Here is a 26,654-nt window from a genome sequence, read left to right as displayed (position 1 = left end):
CTTATTCAATAATATCGCCACGCAGCAGATATTTACATACAGCTACAGTGCTCACAAAGCCAAGCATGGCGATTAATAATGCGGCTTCAAAATATAAATCGGTGCCCATGCTCATGCCATACAGAATAATTAAAGCAATGGTATTTATGAACATAGTATCTAAAGCCAATATACGATCAGGTACCGACGGCCCAACAATTAAACGCCATAGGTTTAACAATAAAGATATGGCTATCATTGCAAAAACAATTAGAAAAACGGTATCTAGCATCGAAAAATCTCCTTAAGCGGTGCTTCGTAGCGCTGCTTAATAGTATTAATTAACGCTTGTTCATCAGCTAAATCGAGTACATGGATCAATAAGTAGCGCTGCTGAATTTCTTCGTCCTCTTCGAGTGACTCAGGAATAGGATAAACCTCTGCGCTCACTGTACCCGGTGTTAAAGATACTGTGCTGGCCAAAATAGTGATTGGCATTTCATGACTTAAATCCAATGGTACTTTGATAAAACCTGGGCGTAACTTTTTCGTTGGCCCAAGGATCAACAGGGCAACTTGTAAGTTGGCAGTGACAATATCGTACAGCACTAACAATAAGTGCCTAAACGCAAGACCCGGCCTTACAATAAGAGGCTGTGGATCACGAAATGGGAATGTAATCCACGGAATAGTAATAGCAAAAAATGCAGCTAAAAATAGGTGTCCTGGCGACACACTATTATTTAACAACAGCCATACAATGAATAATAAAACACTGCGAAATGGTGTTGGCAACCAACGAAAGCGAGCTTCTAAACGCATTATTGGCCTCCTTGTAATACAGCGTTGATGCTAGTGTTGATATCAAACAACTGCTCTGACGTTGCTAACATATAGTCTGAAATCGGTCCTGCAAATACAACCATTAATGGTGAACACGCAAGTAATGCAACTACAGCTATCACTTTAACAGGGTGTGCTTTAGTGCCTTCAATTGCTTCACTGTCTTTATGGGTGTGATCCCAAAATAAGCTGGTACCAGCTCGTGAAACAGCCACTAATAACGCTAAACTCGAAACTAGATAGATTGGCCAAAACAACATGGCTTTTTCGCTATCTAGCGTGCTCTTTAAAATCCATACTTTGCCGACAAAGCCAGATAACGGTGGCATACCAACAACAGCAAGCGCAGCCACTACAAAAAAAGTACCAAGTAAATATGGCTGTGCAACGGCGCGTCCTGCGACTAATCGGTCGGCAACTTTACCACGTTGCTGAGCAATTAAATCCGCAATTAAGAATAGTGCAGCGCAAATAATGGTTGAATGCACTAAGTAGTAAAGTAATGCCGCGGTTGCAGCAACATTTTGAATCGCAACCAATGCCACTAAAGTACCTACAGAAACAACCACCAGATTCGCAATAAGCTTTCTAAAATCTTGGCTTGCTAACACACCAATACCACCCATCACTATGGTCGCTAGTGCTAAGCCCCATAACCAAGGCTGTGCCATGTGAGCGAGTTCGCCAGCATTATCACCAAATATTACGGTATACACGCGCAACATGGCATACACACCGACCTTGGTCATAATCGCGAATAATGCAGCAACTAATGGCATTGCACTGGCGTAGGTATTCGGTAGCCATAAATGTAACGGTAATAACGCGCCTTTTAACGCAAATACCACGATTAACAGCAAGCCACCAATTTTAGCAAGGTAAACATCATCACCCGTCAGCTGTGGTACTTTTTGCGCTAAATCAGCAATGTTCAATGTGCCTAACACACCATAAAGTACACCCAGCGCAATTAAAAATACGCTTGAACCAATCAGGTTTAAAATGACGTACTGCAGTGCAGCTCGGGTACTATGTTTGTTGCCGGCATGCATCAATAATGAATACGAAGCAATCAACAGCACTTCAAAAAATACGAACAGGTTAAATACATCGCCAGTTAAAAATGCGCCATTTACACCTAACACTAAAAAGTGCACTAACGGATGGAAAAAGCTCCCTTTTTTATCATCGCCTGCACAGCTATAAAGCACCACAACTGCACCAAGGAAACTGGTAAGTAGCACCAGTAGCGTTGCTAGCCTATCGGCAACCAGCACAATACCAAATGGTGCAGACCAATCACCAATTGCGTAAACAAGCGGTGCGGTACTATTTACGTAAAATAATAAATAAGCACTGACCAATAGTGTGACAATCGACAAAATAACCGACGAAACACGACGAATATGTAAGTTTTTTCCACATGGCGGCATGAGTAAAATAACCCCTGCCAACATCGGAATTAAAATTGGTAAAGAAGCTAAATGCTGAATCATTTTTGCTCCTTCGATGACTTAACAAGATGGCCATCAACATGGTCATTACCCAAGTCAGCACGACCACGAATCGCTAAAATAACCACAAAAGCGGTCATCGCAAAGCCAATTACAATGGCTGTTAAAACCAGCGCTTGAGGGAGTGGATCGGCATACTCACTGCCTGTACCAAGTACAGCCGCTTTGTTAATAGTTAAACGACCTGAAGAGAATAAAAACAGGTTAACTGCATACGACAACATAGTCAGGCCGAGTACCACCGGGAAGGTACGAGCCCGCAATATTAAGTAAATTCCGCATGCAACCAGCACGCCGACGCATGATGCGTACAATACTTCCATTAAATATTTACCTCTTGCTTGGGTGTATCAGCAGTTAATTTACCTAAACTTGCTAAAATCATCAGCGTTGCACCTACAACAGTTAAATACACACCTAAATCAAATACGATAGCACTAGCAAGTTCTGTCTTGCCGACTAGCGGAATATCAAAATAATCAAACCAGGTTGTTAGGAATGGACGTTCGAAGAACCAACTTCCAAGACCTGTAAACAAAGCAATAGCAATACCTGACGCAATAATCTTACGATAATTCACGTCAAATCTGTCTGCAATCCAGTGCGAACCATTAGCCATATATTGCAAAATAAATGCAATCGCGGTAACTAGTCCTGCAATAAAACCACCACCTGGTAAGTTATGACCACGTAAGAAAATATACGCAGACACAAGTAATGCCAGTGGTAACAAGCTTTGTGAAATACTCGATAATAGAATTGGGTAACGCTCTCTTGCCCATGGGCGTCCTTCACTATCACTTGCTGGCATAAACAGCGGCAAGTTAATAAGAAGCTTATAAATACCTAATGCAGCAATACCTAGTACGGTAATTTCACCTAAGGTATCAAAACCCCTAAAGTCAACGAGGATAACGTTTACAACGTTAGTACCACCACCGCCAGTTTTTGCATTAGCAACAAAGAAGTCAGAAATTGACTCAAGTGGTCTTGTCAGAAGCGCATAACAAATACTTGCCACAACCACACCTATTGCCGATGAGATACCCAAGTCACGCAGAATACGCAGTGAGCTTGATTCTTTCGGAGTACGCTGTGGTAAAAAGAACAGTGCAAGCATCAGTAGCATTACGGTAACAACTTCAACGGTTAACTGAGTCAGCGCTAAATCTGGCGCAGAGAATCGAGTAAATGCAACAGATACCATCAGGCCTACGATTGAAATCATAATCAAAGATATCATTCGTGAGCGGTGCCAAATAACCGTTGCCAGCGCACCAATTATTAGTAAGCCAGCACCAATAGCATTATGGAAATCAATTGGGGTTAACTCACTTGCTCCTGCTAACTGGCGCATTTCAAATAAAGGCCAGCCCGCACACATAAGCACCACAGCAATCATTACAAAGGCATAGCGCTGTAACGAGCCATTTTCGATTCGTTTAATCTTTTCTTGTGACCATTTAATTAAGCTATATAAGCCACGCTCAAAGCCTTTTTTAGCATTTAAAGTTGGCAATGACGCTTGGAAGTGGAACAGGTGCTTACGCTGCACATAAATCATCACACCCACGCTTGTTGCAATAAAGCTCATTAACAGAGGTAAGTTAAAGCCATGCCATACAGATAGCTTATAATCTGGGGCTGCATCGCCAAGCACTGCATAAGACGCCGAAGCTAAAATATCACTTACTGCAAAGTGCGGGAACATACCGACGAGTAAACACAGCACAACCAAAATTTCGATTGGTACACGCATATAGCGTGGTGGCTCATGAGGCTGTTTTGGCAAATCGATTGGGTCGCCGTTAAAAAACACGTCGTGAATAAAGCGTGCTGAATACGCGACAGAGAGTGCACCAGCAATAGTCGCTAACACTGGAATTAACCAAGACATAGAGCCAAGCACTTGCTGATGCAGTGTTTCGGCAAAGAACATTTCTTTCGACAAGAAACCATTTAACAGTGGCACGCCCGCCATGGCTGCCGCTGCTACCATAGCAAGTGTGGCGGTATACGGCATAAATCGCCACATACCATTAAGTTTACGCATATCACGGGTGCCAGTTTCATGGTCAATGATACCCGTTGCCATAAATAACGACGCTTTAAAGGTTGCGTGGTTAATGATGTGGAAGATAGCAGCCACTGTAGCAAGCTCAGTGTCTAAACCAAGCAGTAAGGTAATTAAACCTAAATGGCTGATTGTTGAATAAGCCAGCAAGCCTTTTAAATCATGCTTAAATAACGCGATATAAGCGCCAACCAATAAAGTCGCCAGACCCGTCATTGCCACTAAGATAAACCAAGTATCTGTGCCTGATAGCGCTGGATAAAAACGCGCTAATAAAAAGATGCCTGCTTTAACCATGGTTGCGGAGTGCAAGTAGGCACTGACTGGTGTCGGTGCTGCCATGGCATGTGGTAACCAAAAATGAAATGGAAATTGTGCAGATTTGGTAAATGCACCTAAAAGCACTAATACCAGCGCAGCTTCATAAAGTGCATGAGATTGAATAAGCGCTTTGCTTGCTAAAATCACATCAAGATTATAGCTACCAACAATATCACCAATTAGTAATAAACCTGCTAGTAACGCAAGACCACCGGCACCTGTAATAGCAAGTGCCATACGCGCGCCTTTGCGAGCTTCTGACTTATGCCACCAATAGCTAATCAATAAGAACGAGCTAATACTTGTGAGCTCCCAGAAAAACCACAGCTGGATCACATTATTCGACATCACGATGCCGACCATTGCGGTCATAAATAGCATTAAATAGCAGTATAGCTTTGGCATTGAGTCGCTACTACTCAAGTAATAACGCGCATAAAAAATCACCAGGGTACCGATACCCAAGATCATATATAGAAAAAGTAACGTTAAACCATCAAGTCGAAACGAGACTTGCATGTTTAAAAGAGGGATCCACTCAGCAGTGTAGCGAATTGTTTCACCAGAAAAGACTGCAGGGGTATACGAAAATACAATTCCAAGGGCAATCAAAGGCGCTAACATGGTCAAAGCAGTGCTTTGGTTACGTGTTAGTTTTGAAGTGCAGGATGAAATAACACTGCCGATTAAGGATAACAGGGGTATCCAGAGCAAAGTCATAATTAGGAGCCTTTTAGTGTCATAAGAATATCAATACCGCTCTAGTTTTAATTAGTTGCGTACTGTTCATTTGGATGGTTAAAAGTTGGCTTCAAAAAAAGCTTACAATGCGTATAGTTATACTGATCAGGTGCTATTTTGTCTATAGGAGACACACCTATTTGCACAACATTTAACCGCTTTGCATACTAAAATAGCAATAAATAGACGATTAGTCAGAAAATTTCTGCTCTTTGGAAGCTGTTGTAAACACTGGCTTTAAGCCTAAAAAGGCAAAATATTCAGAAAACCGAATCGGCTTTGTTAAGGGCTGGTTAATTTGTTTTTGCCAAAGCTCACGGTATTGCTCAGACAGGCTCATAGTTTGGTATTGCATTATTGACCAATTAGGGCTTGGTTTATAGGCTAACTGATTGCTACAAGCGATACTTTTTTGCCAGCCTTTTGGTGGGGAAACCTTATTTGCAATAAACAGATTTGGCGCAACCAGCCCCTGTTGCTTACACAGCCACTGTTGTTTTTGCTCTGCTAAAACATACTCATCTTCAAAGCCATTGAAATGCATTAGCTCATGTAAAAATACCGCATAAGATTGCGATGAATTGATATGCATAATCCCGCCAAGCACATTAGCAGCCCCTTGCTTTGACATCATCACAATAAAGTCAAAACCTTCAGGCCACGGATGTGCTGCCGCATTTTGCCAGTTACACTTAAGCGCCCCACTACTATCATCGCAACTAAACTTATCAGCAACATAAACAACGTCAGTAAAACAAAAGCTGCCTTTTGCAGGCTCAGGCGCTTTACTGTATTGCTGCTTATACAGCTTTAAAGTATCAATGCCCTTGTAATGATCTGTCATCATTAAAACATTAAATTGGCACTGACTGCTTGCTTGTATACTTGATGTTGATAAGGCTAATTGCTGTTGCTGCGCATAAGCTGGGTCAATTTGAGCTGGCGGCATTTGTTGTTGCAACAGCCAAGCTTGCTTGGCATTTCCCTCAGGTAACTTGCCAGCTTTACCTAGGTAACTTATATCGAGCCACTGGTTTGCTCTGACTAGCTGCTCCGCTAAGGTTTGTTGCTGAGCTGAATTGAATGTAGCAAAGTAAGGCTGCCACCATAATTTTGCTGCAGTGTAATCATGTTGCAGCAAAAATCTGAGCGCAAGTTGATACGCAGCATTACTATCATTAAGCCTTGCTAACTGACGAAGCTGTGAGTTACTCAGCACTAAATGCTGCAAATTAATGGCACTGGGTGCTAAATAATAGATAGCTGTTGCTTGTGAAGGAGTAGTATTTGCGTAATAAGCATAAGCGGGAATATAACGAGACACTGAGCTTGGTACGGAACCCAAGCTCAGTAATAGAATAGCAGTAAAAGAAACCTTAGCTTGCGTTTTCACCAGCCATTAACTCAAGCTCTAAGCGGGCATATTTGTATTCAACAAACTCATGCACATTGGTGGCAAGGGCAAGTCTAAAGTAATCGGCAGCAAGATAGTTATCACCCGCCGCTTGATGCATCTTCGCTAGGTAGAAATAAGCTTCGCATAAGCGATGCGCATACTCTTGCTCTGAAGTTACACCTTCAATAATTCCAGATAAAAACTCGAACTCACTGATGTCACCTAAATAAAGTGCCAACAGTTGGTAACCCCATTGAGACTCATCAACACCCTGCGAGTTAGCTTTTAAATCAACTAAGGCCTGCGCTTTATTAGCTTCTGATTGAGCTAAATAAAGCCATAGCACACGGTAAGGGTCGCTTGGCGAACGATTTAAAAACTGCTGTAAGTCATCTTGTGCAAGTGATGGACGGTCACCATAGTAAAGGGCAATACCACGATTTAAATAGGCATACTCGTGTTGCTCGTTAAGCTCAAGTGCCGAATCAAAGAACTCATAAGCTTGTTCATACTGCTGCATTAGTGTGTGATGAATGCCTAAGAAGTTATACACCTCTGCTAGGTCTGGTTTGAGCTTAATCGCACGGTTAAAGTCAATACGCGCTAAAGTCGACATACCTAAGCTGTCAAATAATACACCGCGATCGTAATAAAGTTTGGCTTGTTGCTCGGCACTTAAATCAGCACGGTTTAGTAGTTCAGAATAGCGAGCAATCGTAATTTCGTTACGAAAATCAGGCGCTAATGGTGCAGTAAAAGGCACATTAACAATAGGGACTGACTCAGGTTGTGAAGTTGTTTGACATGCACTTAAAGAAAAAATAGCCACAGCGGTCAATGCTAAGTGTTTAAAAATCATTAAATTCCTTAATACCTGAATTCTCTGTAGACAAAGGCGAAGCGGATAGGTTTCATTAAAGCATAAAAAAAGGGGCTAAACAGCCCCTTTTTCTTATATCCAGCAAATAACTGGTTATTCAATCATCATTAAGCGTCTTTAGACTCTTCTGCTTTTTCTTCAGCAGCTGGTTCCATTGCTTCTTTGATGCTTAGACGTACACGACCTTGGCGATCTACTTCAAGAACTTTAACTTTAACTTCTTGGCCTTCGCTTAGGTGGTCAGTTACGTTGTTAACACGCTCTGTGCTGATTTGTGAAATGTGCACTAGACCGTCTTTACCCGGAAGGATATTAACGAACGCACCAAAATCAACGATACGTACAACTTTACCAGTGTAGATAGTACCTACTTCTAGCTCAGCAGTTAATTGCTCGATACGCTTGATTGCATCGTTTGCGCTGATGCCATCAGTTGCAGCGATCTTGATTGTACCGTCATCTTCGATTTCGATCGTTGTGCCAGTTTCTTCAGTAAGTTGACGGATAGTTGCGCCACCTTTACCGATAACTTCAGCAATTTTCTTCGCAGGGATTTGCATTGTGTAGATGCGTGGTGCGAATTGAGATAACTCTTCAGAAGGTGCTGCAATCGCTTCGTCCATAACACCTAAGATGTGTAGACGTGCTGCTTTCGCTTGTTTAAGAGCGATTTGCATGATTTCTTTAGTGATACCTTCGATCTTGATATCCATTTGTAGTGCAGTGATACCGTTTGAAGTACCCGCTACTTTAAAGTCCATGTCACCTAAGTGATCTTCATCACCTAAGATATCTGAAAGAACAACGAAATCGTCGCCTTCTTTAACTAGACCCATCGCGATACCAGCAACAGATGCTTTAATTGGAACACCTGCGTTCATAAGTGCTAGTGACGTACCACATACTGATGCCATAGACGATGAACCGTTTGATTCAGTGATTTCTGAAACAACACGGATTGAGTATGGGAAGTCAGTAAGTGTAGGTAGTACCGCAGCAATACCACGCTTAGCTAGGTTACCGTGACCAATTTCACGACGCTTAGGAGAGCCTACAAAACCTGTTTCACCTACACAGAACGGAGGGAAGTTGTAGTGAAGCATGAAGTGATGCTTGTTAGTACCTGTTAAGTCGTCAATTAACTGTGAATCACGCTCAGTACCAAGCGTTGCAGTTACAAGTGCTTGCGTCTCACCACGCGTGAAGATTGCAGAACCGTGAGTACGAGGTAAAACACCCGTCATTACGTCTAGTGCACGAACCATATCTGGTTCACGACCATCGATACGTTTTTCACCAGCGATGATACGGCCACGAACGATTTCTTTTTCTAAAGAACCGAATAGTTTGCCAACTTCTTGCGTATCTAGCTCTTCGCCTTCAGCAAGTTCAGCTGTTAATGTAGCAACAACTTCTTCTTTCGCTGCACCTAGTGCTTCTTTACGCGCTACTTTGTCAGTGATGCGGTATGCTTCACCTACTTTATCAGCAGCAATTGCAGAGATTTTCTCAGCAAGTGTTACGTTTTTCTCTGGTGCAGTCCAATCCCAAGCTGGTTTACCCGCTTCAGCTTTGAACTCGTTGATTGCGTTGATGATAGCTTGAGATTGCTCATGACCATAAACAACCGCACCTAACATTACGTCTTCAGATAGTGTTTCAGCTTCTGATTCAACCATAAGTACTGCGTTATCAGTACCAGCAACAACTAGGTCTAATTGGCTTTCTTCAAGCTCAGCTAGTGTTGGGTTAAGTACGTATTCACCGTTGATGAAACCAACACGTGATGCACCGATAGGACCATTGAATGGAATACCAGAGATAGCAAGTGCTGCTGAAGTACCAATCATAGCAACCATGTCAGGTTGGATTTCTGGGTTAACAGAAACAACTGTCGCGATTACTTGTACTTCGTTTACGAAACCATCTGGGAAAAGTGGACGAATTGGACGGTCGATTAGACGAGCGATAAGTGTTTCGCCATCGTTAGGACGACCTTCACGCTTAAGGAAACCACCAGGGATACGACCTGCAGCGTACATACGCTCTTGATAGTTTACTGTTAGTGGGAAGAAGTCTTGACCTGGTTGTGCATCACGCTTACCAACAACAGTAACTAATACTGAAGTATCGCCAATGCTTGCTAGTACTGCGCCGTCAGCTTGACGAGCGATAGCACCAGTTTCTAGAGTCACAGTGTGTTGACCTAGTTGAAATTCTTTAATAATTGCTTGCACTTAAAAATGTCCTTTAAATGTAAAAGCAACTCAGAGCTGTGCTCCGAATTGGTAAAAAATAGTCCATCAAAGTACCAATTACAGTACTTAATTGTGCTTATGAAAACACGATTAAGTACTACAATTGGCAATGATGTTTTTTGATATCTAAGCAGTATCCACTACCTAGGTGTGCGCTAGTATACCTTTCATGCGCGCACAAAAAAAGGGGCTAAATAGCCCCTTTTCTCGTAATCTAGTTCTTAGCGACGTAGGCCAAGCTCTTGGATTAACGCAGTGTAACGTGCAATGTCTTTACCTTTAAGGTAGTCAAGCAGTTTACGGCGTTGGCTTACTTTGCGAAGAAGACCACGACGTGAGTGGAAGTCGTGCTTGTGGCTAGCAAAGTGACCTTGAAGCTTGTTGATATCGAAAGTTAGAAGTGCAACTTGTACTTCAGGTGAACCAGTGTCGCCTTCAGCGCGTGCAAATTTAGCGATGATTTCAACTTTTTCTTGATTGCTTAGTGACATAGTAACTCCAAAAATTAATTTAAATTGTGTTTTAGCCGATCACTAATTCAGCCAAAACGATTGAGCGGGGCGTATTCTACCCAGCTTTGCTAATAACTACAAGGTAATCTTTACTCAGGCAGTTGATTTGATAAGCCACGCTTTGATTTTAAATGACCGTCTTTATGACGCTCACCAGTGCCAATGAACACCCCATCAGCCATTACCTTTACCACACCATCTGGTACAGGCTTACCAATCACGACTGTTTGACCATGACTAAATGCCACGCCCTGCTCTTGAGTAATCTCAATCACAGGTAAATCAACCAAAGCAGTATCCATTGGCAGTAATAGCTCATCGAGGTAGCTTGAAGGCGCAACATCGTCTGCTTTTGCTTGCTGTAGCTTTTCTTCAAGTTGCTCAAGAGTGACCATTTTCTCACTTGGATAATGGCCAACTGCACTGCGATGCAACATGATGACATGCGCACCACAGCCAAGCTTTTCACCTAAGTCGTCAACAATAGTACGAATATAAGTGCCTTTAGACACATGTGCCGTCATTTGTACTTCATTATTAGCTTCATCAAACTCATCAAGCGTTAAACTAAATACATTAATTTTTCGACACTTACGCGGCACTTCGATACCTTCGCGAGCATATTTATACAAAGGCTGACCTTGGTATTTTAGCGCAGAGTACATCGAAGGGTATTGATCCGACTCACCTAAGAAACTGGCAATTTGCTCAGCTAATTGTTCACGGGTGACCGATACGTCGCGCGTTTCAACCACTTCACCATCTGAATCAGAGGTAGTGGTTCGCTCACCAAGTTTGGCGCGTACAACATAGGTTTTGTCAGTATCAAGCAAGAACTGGGTAAACTTAGTCGCTTCACCAAAACAAATAGGCAGCATACCCGTCGCGAGCGGATCAAGCGCACCGGTGTGGCCTGCTTTTTGAGCAAAGTAAATTCCCTTTGCTTGCTGCAATGCTTTGTTTGATGAAATACCTTGCGGCTTATTAAGTAATAAGATGCCGTCAATAGCACGACCTTTACTGCGTCTAGCCATTAGTCTTTAGTGCCTTCTTCGCTGTCATCTTCGTCTACATGCTTGGCATTGTCTTCACGAATAACTGAATCAACCAAGTTTGAAATACGCATACCTTCCATAAGCGAGTTATCGATCACAAAACGTAACTCAGGCATGATGCGCGCACGAATACGTTTACCTAATAAAGAACGAATATAACCCGTTGCTTCATTTAATATTTTAGCGCTTTGCTTGGCTTTATCTTCATCATCAGTATTAAACACTGTGATAAATACTTTTGCGTAAGATAAGTCGCGAGATACCTCAACCGCAGACACTGTCACCATGCCTAAGCGTGGATCTTTAATTTCGCGTTGCAGAATAACAGCAATCTCTTTTTGAATTTGCTGTGCAACACGATCAGTGCGAGAAAATTCTCTCATTTCATTTCACTCTAAAATAATAACTTATTGATGTTAAAGAATAAGTTAATTTAATTACGAATACACAAATGGGGGCTAGGCCCCCATTTAAAGCAATAACTTAAACGAAATTAAAGTGAACGTTGTACTTCAACCGTCTCGAATACCTCGATTTGGTCGCCAACTTTAACATCGTTGTAGTTCTTAACGCCGATACCACATTCCATACCGTTACGTACTTCTTGAACGTCATCTTTAAAGCGACGTAGTGACTCAAGTTCACCTTCATAGATAACCACGTTATCACGAAGTACACGGATAGGCGCGCTACGCTTAACGATACCTTCAGTAACCATACAACCTGCGATTGCACCAATCTTAGGTGACTTGAACACGTCACGAACTTCAGCAAGACCAATGATCTCTTGCTTGAATTCTGGTGCAAGCATACCTGACATCGCTTGTTTAACTTCTTCAATCAGGCTGTAGATTACGCTGTAGTAACGTAAGTCTAGGTTTTCTGACTCAATTACTTTACGAGCTGATGCATCAGCACGTACGTTAAAGCCAACAACGATTGCGTTTGACGCCGCTGCAAGAGTTGCATCAGTTTCAGTGATACCACCTACACCTGAACCAACAATCTTCACTTTAACTTCATCAGTAGAAAGCTTAGTTAATGAATCAGCGATTGCTTCAATTGAACCTTGTACGTCAGCTTTAAGAACGATGTTAACTTCTGATACATCGCCTTCAGCCATGTTCGTAAACATGTTTTCAAGCTTCGCTTTTTGTTGACGAGCAAGCTTCACTTCACGGAACTTACCTTGACGGTAAAGTGCTACTTCACGCGCTTTACGCTCATCTTTAACTACTGTTGCTTCATCACCGGCTGCAGGGATACCAGATAGACCTAAAATCTCAACTGGGATAGATGGACCCGCAGACTTGATGTCTTTACCGTTCTCATCTTTCATCGCACGTACACGGCCATATTCAAGACCACAAAGTACGATATCACCTTGGTTAAGTGTACCAGACTGAACTAGGATTGACGCAACTGGACCACGACCTTTATCTAGACGCGATTCAATTACAACACCTGCAGCCATACCTTCAGCTGGCGCAGTTAGCTCAAGTAGCTCAGCTTGCATTAATACCGCTTCAAGTAGGTCATCAATACCTAAACCAGTTTTCGCAGAGATGTGTACAAACTGTGTTTCACCACCCCACTCTTCTGGGATAACGTCTAATTGTGCTAGCTCGTTCTTAACGCGATCTGGGTCGATGCCTTCTTTATCCATTTTGTTTACTGCGATGATTAAAGGAACGCCTGCAGCACGCGCGTGCTGAACCGCTTCTTTAGTCTGTGGCATTACACCATCATCCGCAGCAACTACTAGGATTACGATATCCGTTGCTTTAGCACCACGTGCACGCATTGATGTAAACGCGGCGTGGCCTGGAGTATCTAAGAAAGTAATCATGTTGCCATTCGTTTCAACGTGGTATGCACCAATGTGCTGAGTAATACCACCGGCCTCACCAGAGGCAACTTTTGCTGAACGAATGTAGTCAAGTGTTGACGTTTTACCGTGGTCAACGTGACCCATTACTGTTACAACCGGTGCACGAGGAATCGCTTTACCTTCTTCGCTACGGTCGTTTAGAACTTTCTCTTCTAATTCGTTTTCTTTAACGATAATTACCTTGTGACCCATTTCTTCAGCAACAAGCTGCGCTGTTTCTTGGTCAATCACTTGGTTGATGGTAACCATGTCACCCATCTTCATCATCGTTTTAACAACTTCAGCACCTTTAACTGCCATGCGTGATGCAAGCTCAGCAACAGTGATTGTTTCACTGATACGAACTTCGTTTTTCACGTCAGCTGTTGGTTTTTGGAAACCATGTTGTAAAGACGTTGGTGCTTTAAGCTTGCCTTTCTTACCTTTAGGACCGGCAGCCTGTTTATCTTTTTGAGGTCCTTTTTTCTTTTTCTTACGACGAGCGCTATTCTCTTCACGTGCATCAGATTCATCTTCTGCTTCACGTGCGTAAGTTGAAGTCGTAAGGTGGTGATCAGCGTTTTCTTCACGCTGCTTACGCTCTTCTTCTTCCTTTTTCCAGCGAGCTTCATTTTCTTCAGCTAGCTTTCTTGCCTCTTCTGCTTGACGTTTCGCTTCTTCTTCAGCTTTTCTCAATGCGGCCTCTTCTGCTTCTTTTTGCAGACGCTCAGCTTCGGCGCGATCTTGTTCAGACTTAGCACTTTGCTCTGGGGTCATCTGCTTCTGTTTCGCTTTACGCTCAGCTTCAGCTTTACGTTTAGCCTCTTCTTTGGCTTTACGCTCAGCTTCTTCTTTCGCTTTGCGCTCTGCCTCTTGTTTCGCTTTAAGCTCCTCAGCTTCTTGCTGGGCTTTAAGCTCTGCTGCTTTACGTGCAGCTTCTTCTGCAGCTAAACGCTCTTCTTCTTGCTGTTGCTCAATGGCGCTTTTCTTAACGTAAGTACGTGTTTTACGTACTTCAACTTGCACAGACTTCGCTTTACCTGTAGAGCCAGTTACGCTTAGCGTACTTTTGCTTTTACGTTGCAAAGTCATGCGAGCTGGGCCTTCTGAGCCCGTGCCGCCGTGCTGCTTGCTCAAGTGATCTAATAACGTCGACTTTTCAGACTCAGTTACCATATCACCTGCTTTTTTAGAAATACCGGCTTGTTCAAGCTGCTGTAGTAATTTATCAACAGTTGTACCAATATCTCCGGCTAGTTTTTCAACATTTACTTCTGCCATAGTGTGTAATACCTCCGTTAATAAATTACTCGTCTGCGAACCAACAAATGTTACGCGCAGCCATAATTAGCTTGCCAGCTTCTTCTTCTGAAAGTTCAGTGATGTCTACTAACTCATCAATGCCTTGCTCAGCTAAGTCTTCAAGTGTTACTACACCTTTACTTGCCATAACAAATGCAAGGTGACGCTCTAAGCCTTCAAGCGCTAGTAGGTCTTCTGCAGGTTCTGCACCTTCTAGGCTTTCTTCAGTTTTAAGCGCTTTCGTTGTTAATGCGTCTTTTGCACGTGAACGTAAGATATCAACTGTTTCTTCATCTAAACCGTCGATTTCTAAGAATTCTGATGCCGGTACGTAAGCCACTTCTTCAAGTGTTGAGAAACCTTCGTTGATAAGTAATGTTGCAAACTCATCATCAATATCTAGGTATTCAGTGAATAAGTTGATTAGCTTATCTGATTCAGCTTCGTTCTTCGCACGCATGTCATCAACTGTCATTACGTTTAATTCCCAACCAGTTAACTGGCTAGCAAGACGAACGTTTTGACCATTACGACCGATTGCTTGTGCTAGGTTATCGGCTTCAACAGCGATATCCATTGAATGTGTATCTTCGTCCATTACGATTGACGCAACTTCTGCTGGCGCCATTGCATTGATAACGAATTGCGCTGGGTTGTCATCGTAAAGAACGATATCAACACGCTCACCACCAAGCTCAGTTGAAACTGCTTGTACACGTGCACCACGCATACCAACACACGCACCTACTGGGTCGATACGTTTGTCGTTAGATTTTACCGCGATTTTTGCACGAGAACCTGGATCACGTGCAGCTGCACGTAGTTCAATCATCTCTTCGCCAATCTCTGGCACCTCAATGCGGAAAAGTTCCATTAGCATTTCTGGCTTAGAACGCGTTACAAATAACTGCGCGCCACGTGCTTCTGGCTTAACTTCGTAAAGAAGACCACGGATACGGTCACCTGGACGGAAGTTTTCACGCGGTAACATATCATCACGGTAGATAACCGCTTCAGCATTGTTACCAAGGTCAAGTACGATTGCATCACGGGTTGCTTTTTTAACAACACCTGTTACTAATTCGCCTTGTTGATCTTTGTATTCTTCAACCACTAATGCACGCTCAGCTTCACGTACTTTTTGTACGATAACTTGCTTAGCCATTTGTGTTGTAATACGGTCAAACTTGATTGACTCAATTTGTTCTTCAACGTAATCACCTAATTGTAGGCTTTCGTCTTCAACCTGAGCCGCTTCAAGTGTGATTTCGCTGTAAGGGTTTTCTAAAGAACCATCTTCAAGAACTTCAGCAATCTTCCAACGACGGAATGTGTCGTAATCACCTGTTTTACGGTCGATTGATACGCGAACTTCAATTTCGCCATCGTGTTTTTTCTTTGTTGCAGTCGCTAATGCGAACTCTAACGCTTCAAAAATCTTTTCTTTTGGAACCGCTTTCTCATTGGAGACGGCTTCAGCAACCAATAATATTTCTTTTGCCATGGGTTATGCCTCGCTTGCCCTATTCCTTCGCACTCGAATTAAAACTTTGCGATGATGTTCGCACGTTCAATGTTACTAAGCATAATCATATGCTCAGCGCCATCTGCTGAAAGTGTGATCATATCACTGCTAACTGATACTAAATCGCCTTTAAAGTTACGACGACCATCTTGCGGAAGCTTTGTACGCACGCGTACTTCTTCTCCTTGCGCCTTCTCGTAGTGATCTTGTTTGAATAATGGACGATCAACACCAGGAGACGAAACTTCCAAATCATATTCGTTTGTAATTGGGTCTTCGACGTCTAAAATTGCGCTAACTTGACGACTAACGTCGGCACAATTGTCAACCGTAATCCCTGCATCGTGATCGATATAAACACGTAATGTAGAGTGGCGACCAGCTTGCACAAACTCAAGACCATGTAACTCAAAGCCTAACATTTCAACGGCCGGTGAGAGCATGGCTACTAAATCTTGCTCAAGTTTTGTCACGAAAATCCTCCATACAAACAAAAAAAGGGCATATAGCCCTGAAATACTGAGTTTAATAATGATTTAAAATCACCGCCAAGCAGATACAACAACGCCCCGAACCAAGCGGGGCGTCACACCTAAAGCATAAAACTGTGTGGCCTAGGGCCAAGCTTGGTTGCGAGTCAGTCACCTGACTAAATTAAACTAGATAGCCTAAACGCAAAACGCGCATTACCAGAATGCGCGACTTCATACAGTAAAAATTACTGTGCATACTAAGTACACTTACAATGCCTTAGCATGTATTTGGTTGCGGGAGCCGGATTTGAACCGACGACCTTCGGGTTATGAGCCCGACGAGCTACCAGGCTGCTCCATCCCGCGCCAATAGATATTAAAAGTAACTTAATATCATTTAATCGAGTGTTAAACACCTCAATTCAATGGCGGCTATTATAAGCATGTAGCGCTCAATTAGCAACCTTCCTACATGAATTAGTTAGACTATTTTTTGCCTAAAAATTTTATGACAACCTTGTCATAAAATTTCCCATAACTGAAAATTCTCGTCTATATTTAGTCATATAATAAGAACAACCTATAGCCTTGGCTATTAAGCGATTTACTATGAGTCTATCTTCATTTCAAAAAAGACTGTTACTACAAGATATTGAATTGCTAAAACCGGATTTCCATCAGTTTACAAGCGCATATCATCGCAGTCTTAGTACTCGTCAATTAACCATGACAGTGCCTGAGCAAGAAAGCATAACTAAGCGCAGCTATATTCTTTACTGTGCGCTCAACAAAGTAGTGAGCCACCTCGATGACTTACAGCAAGTCACGCCGTTTATTCATTATTTAGCGAATAACCTCAGCTTTTTAAATGTGTCATTTGAAGATATCGATACCCTTTGCGATGCCTTTATTGATACGCGCAAATCGTATATTCACCACATTAGTGCGCAATTACATCAAGCTTGGCTGCAAGCTACGAGAATATTTGCCAACATCGTAAAAAGTTACTTGTTTGCTTATTCAAATGTGGTGTCGTTTAACGCCTATTGCCCAGCACGCTTAAGCTCATAGTTTGGTCAATTCGCTGTTGAGCCTATCTATTTGTTTTTGTTCAATGGCAATTAAGGTATTAAAACGACTCGTTAAAGCTGTCATTTTGTCAGCTAGTGCGTTATCGCTATTCGCATCAGCTAAATTACGAGGGCGGCTACTTAGTTGTTGCTCAAGTTCTGACATTTGCATGTTTAACTCACTTTGATAAGTATCTATTTTATTTTCATGCTCTGAAATTTTACGCATAATTTGTTTTGAGCGAATAAAACTAGCCACCTCATTATTAGCAACCGTATTTGCAGATGAAGTTAACGTGTATTTTTCAGCCGTGAGTCTATCAATACTGCGCTGCTCACTGTCGATAAGCACGCCGTAACGCTCAGATACTGCGGTCATTTGTTTGGCGATTGCAGCTTGTTTTTTAGCCCCCACCAAGTTACGTAGCTGAGCATCTGATTGCTCAGATAAAGCCACTATTTCCCTGTCCATTTTGAGCTTGAATGTATCAATTTTATTGTTATGTTCTGCTATTTGCGCATCGATTTGCTTTAAGCGGATATAACGGTCGACCTCTGCGGTATCTTTACCTGATGATGCTTGTACAGCATTATCTGACGCGCCCGAAAGGTGTGGGTTTTGTTCTTTAATGGTAATCAACTTTGCATCTTTGCCACAGGGCTGTTGGCTAAATTCAGCAACACCGTTTTTCTCACAGTGATAAACAGTGCTGTGGGCCAAAGGGCAAACTAACAGGCTTATAAATAGTAAATGTAAGTTAATTTTCATCTCGACCCTTCCTTAGTAATGACTCATTAAAAATGCCACTAATGTACCTTTTATAGACTATATTTATCGATCTATCTTTGTGATTGCTTCGTAGTTACCTAGATTACTTGCTGCAAAGGCTATTAGAAGTGCAATACACCACCTTAAGATTTATTTTTGGCGATCAACTTAATGCAAGCCACACCTGGTTTAAAGAAAAATCACAACCAGACACGCTTTATGTCATCGCCGAATTAAAACAAGAAACAAACTACGTAAAGCACCACCTACAAAAAGTGGTCGCCTTCTTTGCTGCAATGGAAAACTTTGCTAATGCACTAACAAAAGCGAATTTAAACTGCCTGCATCTGACACTCGATGACACACAAGATGATGACTCACTATCAGAGCTACTGACCCGGTTAGCTAAGCATTATCAATGCCAGAATATTGAGTACCAATATCCAGACGAATACCGCCTTAAAAAGCAACTTGCAGACTTTTCACAGCAGAGCGAATTTAATGTCAATGCAGTTGATTCGGAACACTTTCTACTACCTTTTAATGATATTGGCCAGCACTTTAAGCCAAATAAGCCGGTAAAAATGGAGTTTTTTTATCGTGCTATGCGCAAACGTTTTAATATTTTAATGGACGATGATAATCAACCTCGTGGCGGCAAATGGAATTTTGATCAGCAAAATAGAAACAAGTTAAAACCGAACGATCTTAAAGAAATCCCAGAACCTTTATGTTTCGGTCACGATGTTAGCCACATCCTTAAACGAGTAGAAATGCACAAAGTAAACACCTTTGGTGAGTGCAGCGATACGTTAATTTGGCCAACCACACGCGCTGAAGCAAAGCAGTTACTCGATTTTTTTTGCGACCATTTACTGGTTCATTTTGGTCAGTTTCAGGATGCTATGACATGCCAGTCCCAGTACCAATGGTCTTTGTATCACAGCCGTTTATCGTTTGCCCTTAATACTAAAATGCTGCACCCGATGCAGGTCATCGAGCAAGTGTTAACTAGCTTTGATAAGCAACCTATTGATATTGCGCAAGTTGAAGGTTTTATCAGGCAAATTCTCGGTTGGCGCGAGTATGTACGTGGTATTTATTGGCAAAATATGCCTGATTACGCCAGCAAAAATGCCTTAAATGCAAAGCGCACCCTACCCGACTATTTTTGGCATGGCAAAACAAACATGAATTGCATGCACCATGCCATTACACAAAGCCTGCAGACAGCTTATGCACACCACATACAACGTTTGATGATCACGGGTAACTTTTGCTTATTAACCGCTATTGAGCCAAGTGAAGTAGATGAATGGTATTTAGGTATTTATATCGACGCCATAGAATGGGTAGAAATGCCCAACACTCGGGGTATGAGCCAATTTGCTGACGGTGGCTTAATTGCCACTAAGCCCTATGCAGCCAGTGGAAATTACATCAACAAAATGAGTGATTACTGCAAACATTGTAGCTACAACATTAAAGAAAAAGCCACTGAGGATGCTTGCCCATTCAACAGCCTATATTGGCATTTTATGTTAGAGCACGAACAGCAGCTTTCACAAAACCCACGTATCGGTATGATTTATAAAAACTGGTATAAACAGGATGAATCTGTACAGCAAGCCACTCTCAAACGGGCTAACTGGTGCTTGGATAATTTAGAAAAGCTTTAACAATAAAAAAGCCGCCTCAAATGAGGCGGCAAAACTAACTAGGGGAAACAATGCTGTTGGGTATTACTTGTTTTCGAGTAATTTACCATTACCAATTTCGATTTTACGTGGTTTTAAAGCTTCTGGAATTTCACGCTCTAAATCGATACTTAGTAAGCCATTTTCAAGGTCTGCACCAAGCACTTTAACGTGGTCACCTAATTGGAACTTACGCTCAAAGTTACGCTCTGCAATGCCTTGGTGAATGAACTTACGTTCAGCATTATCTTGTTTATCAGCTTTAGTACCGCTGACTTTCAATGTGTTGTTTTCTGACTCGATGGTCAATTCACTGTCACTAAAACCTGCTACAGCCATAGTGATACGATATTTGTCTTTATCGAGTGCTTCGATGTTGTACGGAGGAAAACTTGGCTGCTTGTCTGTGCGAGCTGCCGCATCCATTAATGATGCTAAATGATCGAAACCGATGAATGAACGATAAAGTGGTGATAAGTCTACTGTACGCATAATTATATCCTCATATTTAAGCGATATTTTGTTAGTACTCTTCTATTGAACCAGTGCTAACAAAGTTAAATTAATACTATATATTTCAATTACTTTAGTTTGTTTGGGACCCATCAGGCGTCCTCACTAAACTATTTATGGGCGGGTAAAATCTTTTCAAGATTTTTAGCAAAAAAAATTGTAATTTTTTTAAATAAATTGAAATTTTAACCCCCTCAAACTGGTCTGAATTAGTTGATTTTAAAGGGCTAACAACGTACAAAATAACAATGAAAAAAAATCCAACTTTTTTAAAAAAATTTATCAGTGTGCTAAAAAATGTCGTGTTAATGGCAGTCGTTGTGTATGCCGTAACCGCATTTCAGCAACGTAATTTACTCTCAACTGATAAAACTCCTGCCCCCTATTTTAATTTAGCCACGCTAAAAAACCCGGCTGAGCGGATGACCATTGCACAATTACAAGGAAAGCAAACAGTGGTGTATTTCTTTGCGCCTTGGTGCTCAATTTGTCGTTACAGTATGCCAAATTTAGAAAAGGCTCATCAGCAAGGTAAGTTAAATGCCATAGCAATTGCCCTCGATTACCAAAATATTGCTGAAGTTAAACAGTTTACTGATTCACTCGAATTAACAATGCCGGTGTTACTTGGCAGTAAAAGTACAGGCCAAGATTATAAAATCAGTGCCTACCCAACTTATTATGTTATTGATGAGCAGTTGGCAATTACTGCTCATTCTATGGGTTACACAACAGAACTTGGCCTCAGGATGCGCACACTTGATTAGCTCAATCGCTTTTAGTGAGAAAAAACAGAACAGTGCAATCGATTTTATGCGCTGTTTTTATTCGTTTAATCCGTTAAGATGATAACCAGATAAACCATCGAGGAGAGCGATATGTTAACTGTAATTTTTGGCCGTGAAGGCTGCCCATACTGTGTTCGTGCAAAAGACGTTGCTGAAAAACTAGCAAATGAGCGTGACGATTTTAAATACCGTTATATCGACATCATTAAAGAAGGCATCAGCAAAGCAGATTTAGAACAGTCTGCAGGCAAACCTTGCCCAACCGTACCACAGATTTTTATTGACCAAGCCCACATTGGTGGCTTCACTGAATTCGAAGCATACGCTAAAGAAAATTTAGGGTTATATCAATAAATTGTAAACGTGGTTGATTTTGGTAATTTTAAACTGATTAAATTATGACCAACATCAACCACATACAAATTAGTTGTAATTTATACAAGCAATTGCATTGTATTTCCTATACAATGCGCGCCTCTTTAAATTCGTTGAGGCGTATTAATGTCAGAACCAGTCACGTTTGAATCTCTAAATCTTTCTCCTGCAATCCTTAAAGCAGTTGAAGAGTTGGGTTACAAGACTCCATCTGAAATCCAAGCTCAATGTATACCGTTATTGCTAGAAAGAAAGGACGTACTGGGACTAGCGCAAACGGGTACAGGTAAAACAGCAGCATTTGCACTGCCGTTACTAAATAATATTGACCCGTCTGTGAAGCAGCCACAGATCCTTGTTTTAACGCCTACGCGTGAACTTGCGATCCAAGTAGCTGAGGCATTCGAACAATATGCTAAGCATACTCGTGGTGTTGAAGTTTTAGCCCTTTATGGTGGCCAAAGCTATAGCATCCAACTAAGTGCACTTCGTCGTGGCGCGCAAATCATTGTTGCAACGCCAGGTCGCTTAATTGACCACATTAACCGTGGCACAATCAAGTTTGAGAGCTTACAAGCCCTTGTTCTTGATGAAGCAGACGAAATGTTACGCATGGGCTTCATTGATGATGTAGAAAGCATCATGGAGAAAACGCCACGTGAAAAGCAAACATGTCTTTTCTCGGCGACCATGCCTAAGCAAATTCAAAATATCAGCAGCAAGTACATGAATGAGCCTGAGCAAGTTCATATTTCTGCGCGTAACTCAACTGTATCAACGGTTGAGCAAGTATTTTGGAATGCACACGTACACAAAAACAAAGCAATCGTTCGCTTCTTAGAAGCAGAACAATACGATGGTGCAATTGTTTTCGTACGTACACGTAACGACACGGTACAGTTAGCTGAATTACTTGAGCGCGAAGGTTTCTCTGCGGCACCACTTAATGGTGACATGAACCAACAAGCACGTGAACGTACAGTAGATCGTTTGAAAAACGGCCTAGTTGATATCGTTATTGCAACAGACGTTGCTGCACGTGGTCTTGATGTAGACCGTTTAAGCTTAGTAATTAACTACGATATTCCACAAGATTCAGAAGCCTACGTTCACCGTATTGGCCGTACTGGTCGTGCGGGTCGTCAAGGTAAAGCGATTCTTTTCGTAAAACATAACGAGCGTTATTTACTTAAAAATATCATTCGTCATACGAAATCTGATATCGCACAAGTTGATTTACCAACAGCTAAAGTTGTTGAAGAAAAGCGTATTAAAGCGCTTCAAGACAAGCTTACAATTGCTCTTGAAAACAAAGACATCACTTTCTTTAATCAAGTTGCTGCTAACATGGCAGAGAAACTTGAGCTAAGTACTGAAGATTTAGCAGGTGCATTACTTTGTTTAGCGCAGCAACAATCACCAATCAAGGTTGAAGAAGTTAAAGTTCAACCACGTGGCGAACGCAATGAGCGTCGTCGCAATGAACGTGGTGATCGTGGCGACCGCCAAGGACGCGAGCGTAAACCTCGTGAGCCGCGTGAGCGCAACAGCCGTAACATGGGTCCTATGGATACTTACCGTATCGAAGTAGGTCGTGAGCACGGTGTACAAGTTAAAAATATCGTTGGTGCGATTGCTAACGAAGCTGATATCTCAAGCAAGTTCATTGGTGATATTCGCTTACATGACAATCACAGTACGGTACAGTTACCACAGAACATGCCAAAAGATGTGCTTGATCACTTCCAAAAGGTATTTATCTGTAAACGTCCTATGAATATGACGCTAACGCAAGACCAAGGTCCTGCGGCTCCTCGCTCTGAGCGCCCAAGTGGTGATCGTGGCGATAAGAAGCGTAACTTCAAAGACCGTGGCGAAAAACGTGGTGGCCCTCGTAAAGAGCGTCGTCCAGTGAGCTTCACTGCGAACTAATTGTAGCTGTAAGCAATAAAAAAACCTTGTCATGAGAGTGACAAGGTTTTTTTGTGTCTAAAGTAAAGCCGTCAGCTATCAGCTATCAGCTATCAGCTATCAGCTATCAGCTATCAGCTATCAGCTATCAGCTTTAAGTTAATAAACTCCTAGAAACTTTTGAACATCTTTAAAATAAAGTTCTTCAACATCAAAATATTGAATAAAACTATCTTTACATCCCTGCTGTTTGTATAAAAGCACTACATAACATAACAATTTTGCTGTTAACTTAATTATGTCGTCTCTATGTGATTTATTAGCACTAGGCTCGTAAGTATATCGGCTTGATTTAAAAGAAGATCTATATTTGTGAAGTATTTCAAGCTCATTTTCACTGACTAAAAACTTTGCAATATCATCAGGTAATGAATGGTATAGAGTAATTAAATCATGTGGATCAGACTTTTTAGGTAAGCTATTCCTATCAAAGATATAGGTTTCATTTGGTTGACCTATGTTATCTACTGCAAGAGCATTAAAACTCTTAAAAAGTATTTCGATTGATAAAACCGATAACACACTTTGCAGCCCCATTCTCTGATGTGATGCGGTTTTAGCTACCATATAATAATCATAAGCACATTCAATCATGTATGGTCGGAAATCAATTTGAGATAATGATTCAGTACCTATGTTAAGTTTGTTAAGTTTCAACTATTTTCCTTAAATAAAGACTAAGTAATCGCAAATCAAAAAAGCCTCACGCTGGATGGCTGAGGCTTTGTTACTCTAATCGTTATGAGCCGATGGCAGGGTATGCATAGCTTGATTGTAAGCCAAGAGGGATACCTAAGCCCCAGTACGCGAGTAAGAAGATACTCCAACCGATTAAGAAGGCGATTGAATACGGTAACATCATCGCGATTAAAGTGCCGATACCGGTTCCTTTTACATACTTTTGGCAGTACACAACAACCAGTGGGAAGTATGGCATCAGCGGCGTGATGATATTCGAGCTTGAGTCACCTACACGGTACGCAGCTTGCGTCAAATCAGGTGAAATACCCAGTTGCATCAGCATTGGAACAAAGATTGGCCCTAATAGCGCCCATTTTGCTGAGCTTGAGCCAACAAATAGGTTCACGAACGCCGTTAAGAAGATAATGCCTACTACTGTGACTGAGCTTGGCAGAGCCATTGCTTTTAATAGTTGTGCACCTTCAATTGCAAGTAATGCACCTAGGTTTGATTTACTAAATGCAGCAATAAATAACGCACAGAAGAACGCCATAACAATATAGTAAGCCATACCGCTCATCGCTTTGCTCATTGCATCTATCATATCTTTAGAGCTTTTGAAGGTACCCACGGCAAAACCGTAGACGGCACCAGGGATCCAAAACAATAGGAAGATAAGTGGCACAATTGATTGCATTAACGGTGAGCGGAAATTAGTTAACGAGCCATCACTGCTTCGCATCGCGGAGTCTGCTGGGGCCGAAACAAACCAAAGTAAAGCAAGGCCAGCAATCATCACTGTGCTTGCAATATAGAACGCACGTTTCTCATCACTGCGTGCTTCATCAAAGGCAGGTAGGTCTTCGGTATCTCCATCAAGTGGCGTGTTCTGTAAACGCGGCTCGATGATTTTATCTGTAATATACCAGCCTAATAAGATAATAAATAAGCTCGAAGCTGAGGTGAAAAACCAGTTATTAAGCGGGTTAATCGCCATATCTGGGTTAATAATTTGCGCCGCACTTTGGGTAAAGCTTTGCAGTAACGGGTCAATCCCTGACGGAATAAAGTTTGCGCTAAAGCCACCACTAACCCCAGCAAACGCAGCTGCAATACCAGCAAGCGGATGACGCCCCATCGCATAGAAAATAACCCCAGCAAGAGGGATAACTAGTACATAACCGGCATCAGTTGCGGTATGGCTGACAATCGCCACTAAAATAATAGACGGTGTTAAAAGCTGCTTAGGCGTTACTTTTAACATTAATTTAAGGCCGGTATTGATAAAGCCAGAATGCTCAGCAACACCAACACCTAACATAGCAACCAGCACTACACCAAGCGGTGCAAAGCCAGTGAAGGTTTTCACCATTGAAGATAAGAAGGTGGCAAGGGAGTCCCCTGCTAATAGGTTATTTACAACGATGGCTTCGCCGGTGCGCGGGTCGATTGCATCAAATGTAGTGCCCGAGAAAAGCCAAGATAAAAACCAAATAAGTAGCATTGCGACTAAGAATATAATCGCCGGATCAGGTAGCTTGTTACCTACCCTTTCTATGGTATTTAGAAAACGTGCGATTGCACCACTTGGTGCCTGCACATCATTATTGTTATTCATTTTCAAATTCCCTGGAAAAATATCTCGTTAACCTTAACGTATCTAACTACTAAGGTAAATTTTAAGTTAATGGAATTACCTGATAAAGGTAAATTGATAATGTAAAAAAAGCGACACAGGTCGCTTTACAGAGTTTTATTTAATTAGATTAGGCTGCAAGAGCTTTCACTTCATCCCATAGACGCACAACAAGCTCTTTATCTTCTTCGTTTAGCTCACCGTTGCGGTAAGCTTTAACTAGGCTAGATTCAACTTGATTGTTTAACTCATCAATCGATAAGTTTAATTCTTCTACTTGTGCATAGCCTACAGCTAAGTCAAAGTGACCGCGTAAATAGCCACCAGCAAATAGCTCGTCGTCAGTTGCTTTATCGACTAAATCATCAAAATATTGCTGCGCTGCATCAATATAACTTACTAAACTCATTG

24 protein-coding genes and 1 tRNA gene are annotated in these 26,654 nt (G+C 41.8%); 5 read left to right on the top strand and 20 right to left on the bottom strand.

What is annotated here, in order from left to right; genetic code table 11:
• Position 1 precedes the first annotated feature (1 nt).
• The 15 genes from PASHI_RS20420 to PASHI_RS20350 form a co-directional block, all read right to left on the bottom strand.
• On the bottom strand, positions 2–271 hold the full coding sequence (locus PASHI_RS20420) for a K+/H+ antiporter subunit F (RefSeq protein ID WP_054553164.1): 270 nt from the start codon (positions 269–271) through the stop codon (positions 2–4).
• A complete protein-coding gene (locus PASHI_RS20415; RefSeq protein WP_062566856.1) occupies positions 265–801 on the bottom strand; it encodes a Na+/H+ antiporter subunit E in 537 nt (178 codons plus the stop codon). Before PASHI_RS20415 ends, PASHI_RS20420 begins: the two co-directional genes overlap by 7 nt.
• Positions 801–2,318, bottom strand: coding sequence for a monovalent cation/H+ antiporter subunit D (locus PASHI_RS20410; protein WP_062566855.1), 1,518 nt, complete (start codon positions 2,316–2,318; stop codon positions 801–803). The genes PASHI_RS20415 and PASHI_RS20410 overlap by 1 nt, the downstream gene beginning before the upstream one ends.
• Complete coding sequence (locus tag PASHI_RS20405; protein ID WP_054553167.1) at positions 2,315–2,659, bottom strand: Na+/H+ antiporter subunit C; 345 nt, start codon at positions 2,657–2,659, stop codon at positions 2,315–2,317. Before PASHI_RS20405 ends, PASHI_RS20410 begins: the two co-directional genes overlap by 4 nt.
• Complete coding sequence (locus PASHI_RS20400; RefSeq protein ID WP_062566854.1) at positions 2,659–5,451, bottom strand: monovalent cation/H+ antiporter subunit A; 2,793 nt, start codon at positions 5,449–5,451, stop codon at positions 2,659–2,661. The genes PASHI_RS20405 and PASHI_RS20400 overlap by 1 nt, the downstream gene beginning before the upstream one ends.
• Positions 5,452–5,662: 211 nt before the next feature.
• Positions 5,663–6,865, bottom strand: coding sequence for a hypothetical protein (locus PASHI_RS20395; RefSeq protein ID WP_062566853.1), 1,203 nt, complete (start codon positions 6,863–6,865; stop codon positions 5,663–5,665).
• Positions 6,849–7,727 (bottom strand): lipoprotein NlpI, encoded by an 879-nt coding sequence (gene nlpI / locus PASHI_RS20390; RefSeq protein ID WP_062566852.1) that lies wholly within the window; start codon positions 7,725–7,727, stop codon positions 6,849–6,851. The genes PASHI_RS20395 and nlpI overlap by 17 nt, the downstream gene beginning before the upstream one ends.
• Positions 7,728–7,855: 128 nt before the next feature.
• Complete coding sequence (pnp, locus tag PASHI_RS20385; protein ID WP_054562096.1) at positions 7,856–9,985, bottom strand: polyribonucleotide nucleotidyltransferase; 2,130 nt, start codon at positions 9,983–9,985, stop codon at positions 7,856–7,858.
• 242 nt (positions 9,986–10,227) lie between these two features.
• The gene (gene rpsO, locus PASHI_RS20380) at positions 10,228–10,497 is read right to left on the bottom strand and encodes a 30S ribosomal protein S15 (RefSeq protein WP_054553172.1); all 270 of its coding nucleotides are present in this window, start codon (positions 10,495–10,497) and stop codon (positions 10,228–10,230) included.
• Positions 10,498–10,607: 110 nt separating this feature from the next.
• Positions 10,608–11,552 carry a tRNA pseudouridine(55) synthase TruB gene (gene truB, locus PASHI_RS20375; protein WP_054553173.1) on the bottom strand — a complete coding sequence of 315 codons (945 nt, stop codon included), beginning with the start codon at positions 11,550–11,552 and terminating at the stop codon, positions 10,608–10,610.
• Positions 11,552–11,956 (bottom strand): 30S ribosome-binding factor RbfA, encoded by a 405-nt coding sequence (gene rbfA / locus PASHI_RS20370; RefSeq protein WP_054553174.1) that lies wholly within the window; start codon positions 11,954–11,956, stop codon positions 11,552–11,554. The genes truB and rbfA overlap by 1 nt, the downstream gene beginning before the upstream one ends.
• 110 nt (positions 11,957–12,066) lie before the next feature.
• Positions 12,067–14,724 (bottom strand): translation initiation factor IF-2, encoded by a 2,658-nt coding sequence (gene infB, locus PASHI_RS20365; RefSeq protein WP_054562097.1) that lies wholly within the window; start codon positions 14,722–14,724, stop codon positions 12,067–12,069.
• A 25-nt stretch (positions 14,725–14,749) separates the two neighbouring features.
• Positions 14,750–16,249, bottom strand: a complete 1,500-nt coding sequence (gene nusA, locus PASHI_RS20360; RefSeq protein ID WP_054553176.1) for a transcription termination factor NusA — start codon at positions 16,247–16,249, stop codon at positions 14,750–14,752.
• 38 nt (positions 16,250–16,287) lie between these two features.
• On the bottom strand, positions 16,288–16,743 hold the full coding sequence (rimP, locus tag PASHI_RS20355; protein WP_054562099.1) for a ribosome maturation factor RimP: 456 nt from the start codon (positions 16,741–16,743) through the stop codon (positions 16,288–16,290).
• 289 nt (positions 16,744–17,032) lie between these two features.
• Positions 17,033–17,109, bottom strand: a tRNA-Met gene (locus PASHI_RS20350).
• Between the two features lie 243 nt (positions 17,110–17,352).
• On the opposite strand from PASHI_RS20350, the gene PASHI_RS20345 reads away from it, so the two are divergent.
• Positions 17,353–17,814, top strand: coding sequence for a globin family protein (locus PASHI_RS20345; RefSeq protein ID WP_062566851.1), 462 nt, complete (start codon positions 17,353–17,355; stop codon positions 17,812–17,814).
• Here PASHI_RS20345 and PASHI_RS20340 read toward each other — a convergent pair.
• Positions 17,809–18,582: a DUF4124 domain-containing protein gene (locus PASHI_RS20340; protein WP_062566850.1), complete on the bottom strand. Its 774-nt coding sequence runs from the start codon at positions 18,580–18,582 to the stop codon at positions 17,809–17,811. The genes PASHI_RS20345 and PASHI_RS20340 overlap by 6 nt on opposite strands.
• Before the next feature lie 128 nt (positions 18,583–18,710).
• Here PASHI_RS20340 and PASHI_RS20335 point away from each other — a divergent pair, with 128 nt between their 5' ends.
• On the top strand, positions 18,711–20,261 hold the full coding sequence (locus PASHI_RS20335) for a cryptochrome/photolyase family protein (RefSeq protein WP_244269419.1): 1,551 nt from the start codon (positions 18,711–18,713) through the stop codon (positions 20,259–20,261).
• 63 nt (positions 20,262–20,324) lie between these two features.
• Here the strand turns inward: PASHI_RS20335 and PASHI_RS20330 are convergent, their stop codons facing one another.
• Positions 20,325–20,771, bottom strand: a complete 447-nt coding sequence (locus tag PASHI_RS20330) for an Hsp20 family protein (RefSeq protein ID WP_054562102.1) — start codon at positions 20,769–20,771, stop codon at positions 20,325–20,327.
• Positions 20,772–21,100: 329 nt separating this feature from the next.
• Between PASHI_RS20330 and PASHI_RS20325 the strand changes: the two genes are divergently transcribed.
• The 3 genes from PASHI_RS20325 to PASHI_RS20315 all read left to right on the top strand — a co-directional run bounded on the left by PASHI_RS20325 (position 21,101) and on the right by PASHI_RS20315 (position 23,887).
• Complete coding sequence (locus PASHI_RS20325) at positions 21,101–21,559, top strand: TlpA family protein disulfide reductase (protein WP_244269418.1); 459 nt, start codon at positions 21,101–21,103, stop codon at positions 21,557–21,559.
• Positions 21,560–21,670: 111 nt separating this feature from the next.
• The gene (locus PASHI_RS20320; protein ID WP_054553185.1) at positions 21,671–21,934 is read left to right on the top strand and encodes a GrxA family glutaredoxin; all 264 of its coding nucleotides are present in this window, start codon (positions 21,671–21,673) and stop codon (positions 21,932–21,934) included.
• 147 nt (positions 21,935–22,081) lie between these two features.
• Positions 22,082–23,887 (top strand): DEAD/DEAH box helicase, encoded by a 1,806-nt coding sequence (locus tag PASHI_RS20315; protein WP_054562104.1) that lies wholly within the window; start codon positions 22,082–22,084, stop codon positions 23,885–23,887.
• A 138-nt stretch (positions 23,888–24,025) separates the two neighbouring features.
• Here the strand turns inward: PASHI_RS20315 and PASHI_RS20310 are convergent, their stop codons facing one another.
• The 3 genes from PASHI_RS20310 to PASHI_RS20300 all read right to left on the bottom strand — a co-directional run bounded on the left by PASHI_RS20310 (position 24,026) and on the right by PASHI_RS20300 (position 26,652).
• Complete coding sequence (locus PASHI_RS20310) at positions 24,026–24,583, bottom strand: hypothetical protein (protein ID WP_062566848.1); 558 nt, start codon at positions 24,581–24,583, stop codon at positions 24,026–24,028.
• Between the two features lie 82 nt (positions 24,584–24,665).
• Positions 24,666–26,225, bottom strand: a complete 1,560-nt coding sequence (locus tag PASHI_RS20305) for an AbgT family transporter (RefSeq protein ID WP_054562105.1) — start codon at positions 26,223–26,225, stop codon at positions 24,666–24,668.
• Positions 26,226–26,373: 148 nt separating this feature from the next.
• Positions 26,374–26,652: a YfcL family protein gene (locus PASHI_RS20300; RefSeq protein WP_054553188.1), complete on the bottom strand. Its 279-nt coding sequence runs from the start codon at positions 26,650–26,652 to the stop codon at positions 26,374–26,376.
• Positions 26,653–26,654: the final 2 nt, after the last annotated feature.

Source organism: Pseudoalteromonas shioyasakiensis (assembly GCF_001550135.1).
GTDB lineage: Bacteria > Pseudomonadota > Gammaproteobacteria > Enterobacterales > Alteromonadaceae > Pseudoalteromonas > Pseudoalteromonas shioyasakiensis.
This window is presented reverse-complemented; position numbering and strand designations above follow the sequence as displayed.

Bases quoted from the DNA above. Each gene is read 5' to 3' on its own strand.
- PASHI_RS20345 (WP_062566851.1), top strand. From the start codon at position 17,353: ATGAGTCTATCTTCATTTCAAAAAAGACTGTTACTACAAGATATTGAA.
- rpsO (WP_054553172.1), bottom strand. From the start codon at position 10,497: ATGTCACTAAGCAATCAAGAAAAAGTTGAAATCATCGCTAAATTTGCA.
- PASHI_RS20400 (WP_062566854.1), bottom strand. From the start codon at position 5,451: ATGACTTTGCTCTGGATACCCCTGTTATCCTTAATCGGCAGTGTTATT.
- infB (WP_054562097.1), bottom strand. From the start codon at position 14,724: ATGGCAGAAGTAAATGTTGAAAAACTAGCCGGAGATATTGGTACAACT.
- PASHI_RS20420 (WP_054553164.1), bottom strand. From the start codon at position 271: ATGCTAGATACCGTTTTTCTAATTGTTTTTGCAATGATAGCCATATCT.
- PASHI_RS20320 (WP_054553185.1), top strand. From the start codon at position 21,671: ATGTTAACTGTAATTTTTGGCCGTGAAGGCTGCCCATACTGTGTTCGT.
- PASHI_RS20325 (WP_244269418.1), top strand. From the start codon at position 21,101: ATGGCAGTCGTTGTGTATGCCGTAACCGCATTTCAGCAACGTAATTTA.
- PASHI_RS20415 (WP_062566856.1), bottom strand. From the start codon at position 801: ATGCGTTTAGAAGCTCGCTTTCGTTGGTTGCCAACACCATTTCGCAGT.
- PASHI_RS20340 (WP_062566850.1), bottom strand. From the start codon at position 18,582: ATGAAAATTAACTTACATTTACTATTTATAAGCCTGTTAGTTTGCCCT.
- PASHI_RS20410 (WP_062566855.1), bottom strand. From the start codon at position 2,318: ATGATTCAGCATTTAGCTTCTTTACCAATTTTAATTCCGATGTTGGCA.
- truB (WP_054553173.1), bottom strand. From the start codon at position 11,552: ATGGCTAGACGCAGTAAAGGTCGTGCTATTGACGGCATCTTATTACTT.
- PASHI_RS20405 (WP_054553167.1), bottom strand. From the start codon at position 2,659: ATGGAAGTATTGTACGCATCATGCGTCGGCGTGCTGGTTGCATGCGGA.
- PASHI_RS20315 (WP_054562104.1), top strand. From the start codon at position 22,082: ATGTCAGAACCAGTCACGTTTGAATCTCTAAATCTTTCTCCTGCAATC.
- PASHI_RS20305 (WP_054562105.1), bottom strand. From the start codon at position 26,225: ATGAATAACAATAATGATGTGCAGGCACCAAGTGGTGCAATCGCACGT.
- PASHI_RS20300 (WP_054553188.1), bottom strand. From the start codon at position 26,652: ATGAGTTTAGTAAGTTATATTGATGCAGCGCAGCAATATTTTGATGAT.
- rbfA (WP_054553174.1), bottom strand. From the start codon at position 11,956: ATGAGAGAATTTTCTCGCACTGATCGTGTTGCACAGCAAATTCAAAAA.
- PASHI_RS20330 (WP_054562102.1), bottom strand. From the start codon at position 20,771: ATGCGTACAGTAGACTTATCACCACTTTATCGTTCATTCATCGGTTTC.
- nlpI (WP_062566852.1), bottom strand. From the start codon at position 7,727: ATGATTTTTAAACACTTAGCATTGACCGCTGTGGCTATTTTTTCTTTA.
- nusA (WP_054553176.1), bottom strand. From the start codon at position 16,249: ATGGCAAAAGAAATATTATTGGTTGCTGAAGCCGTCTCCAATGAGAAA.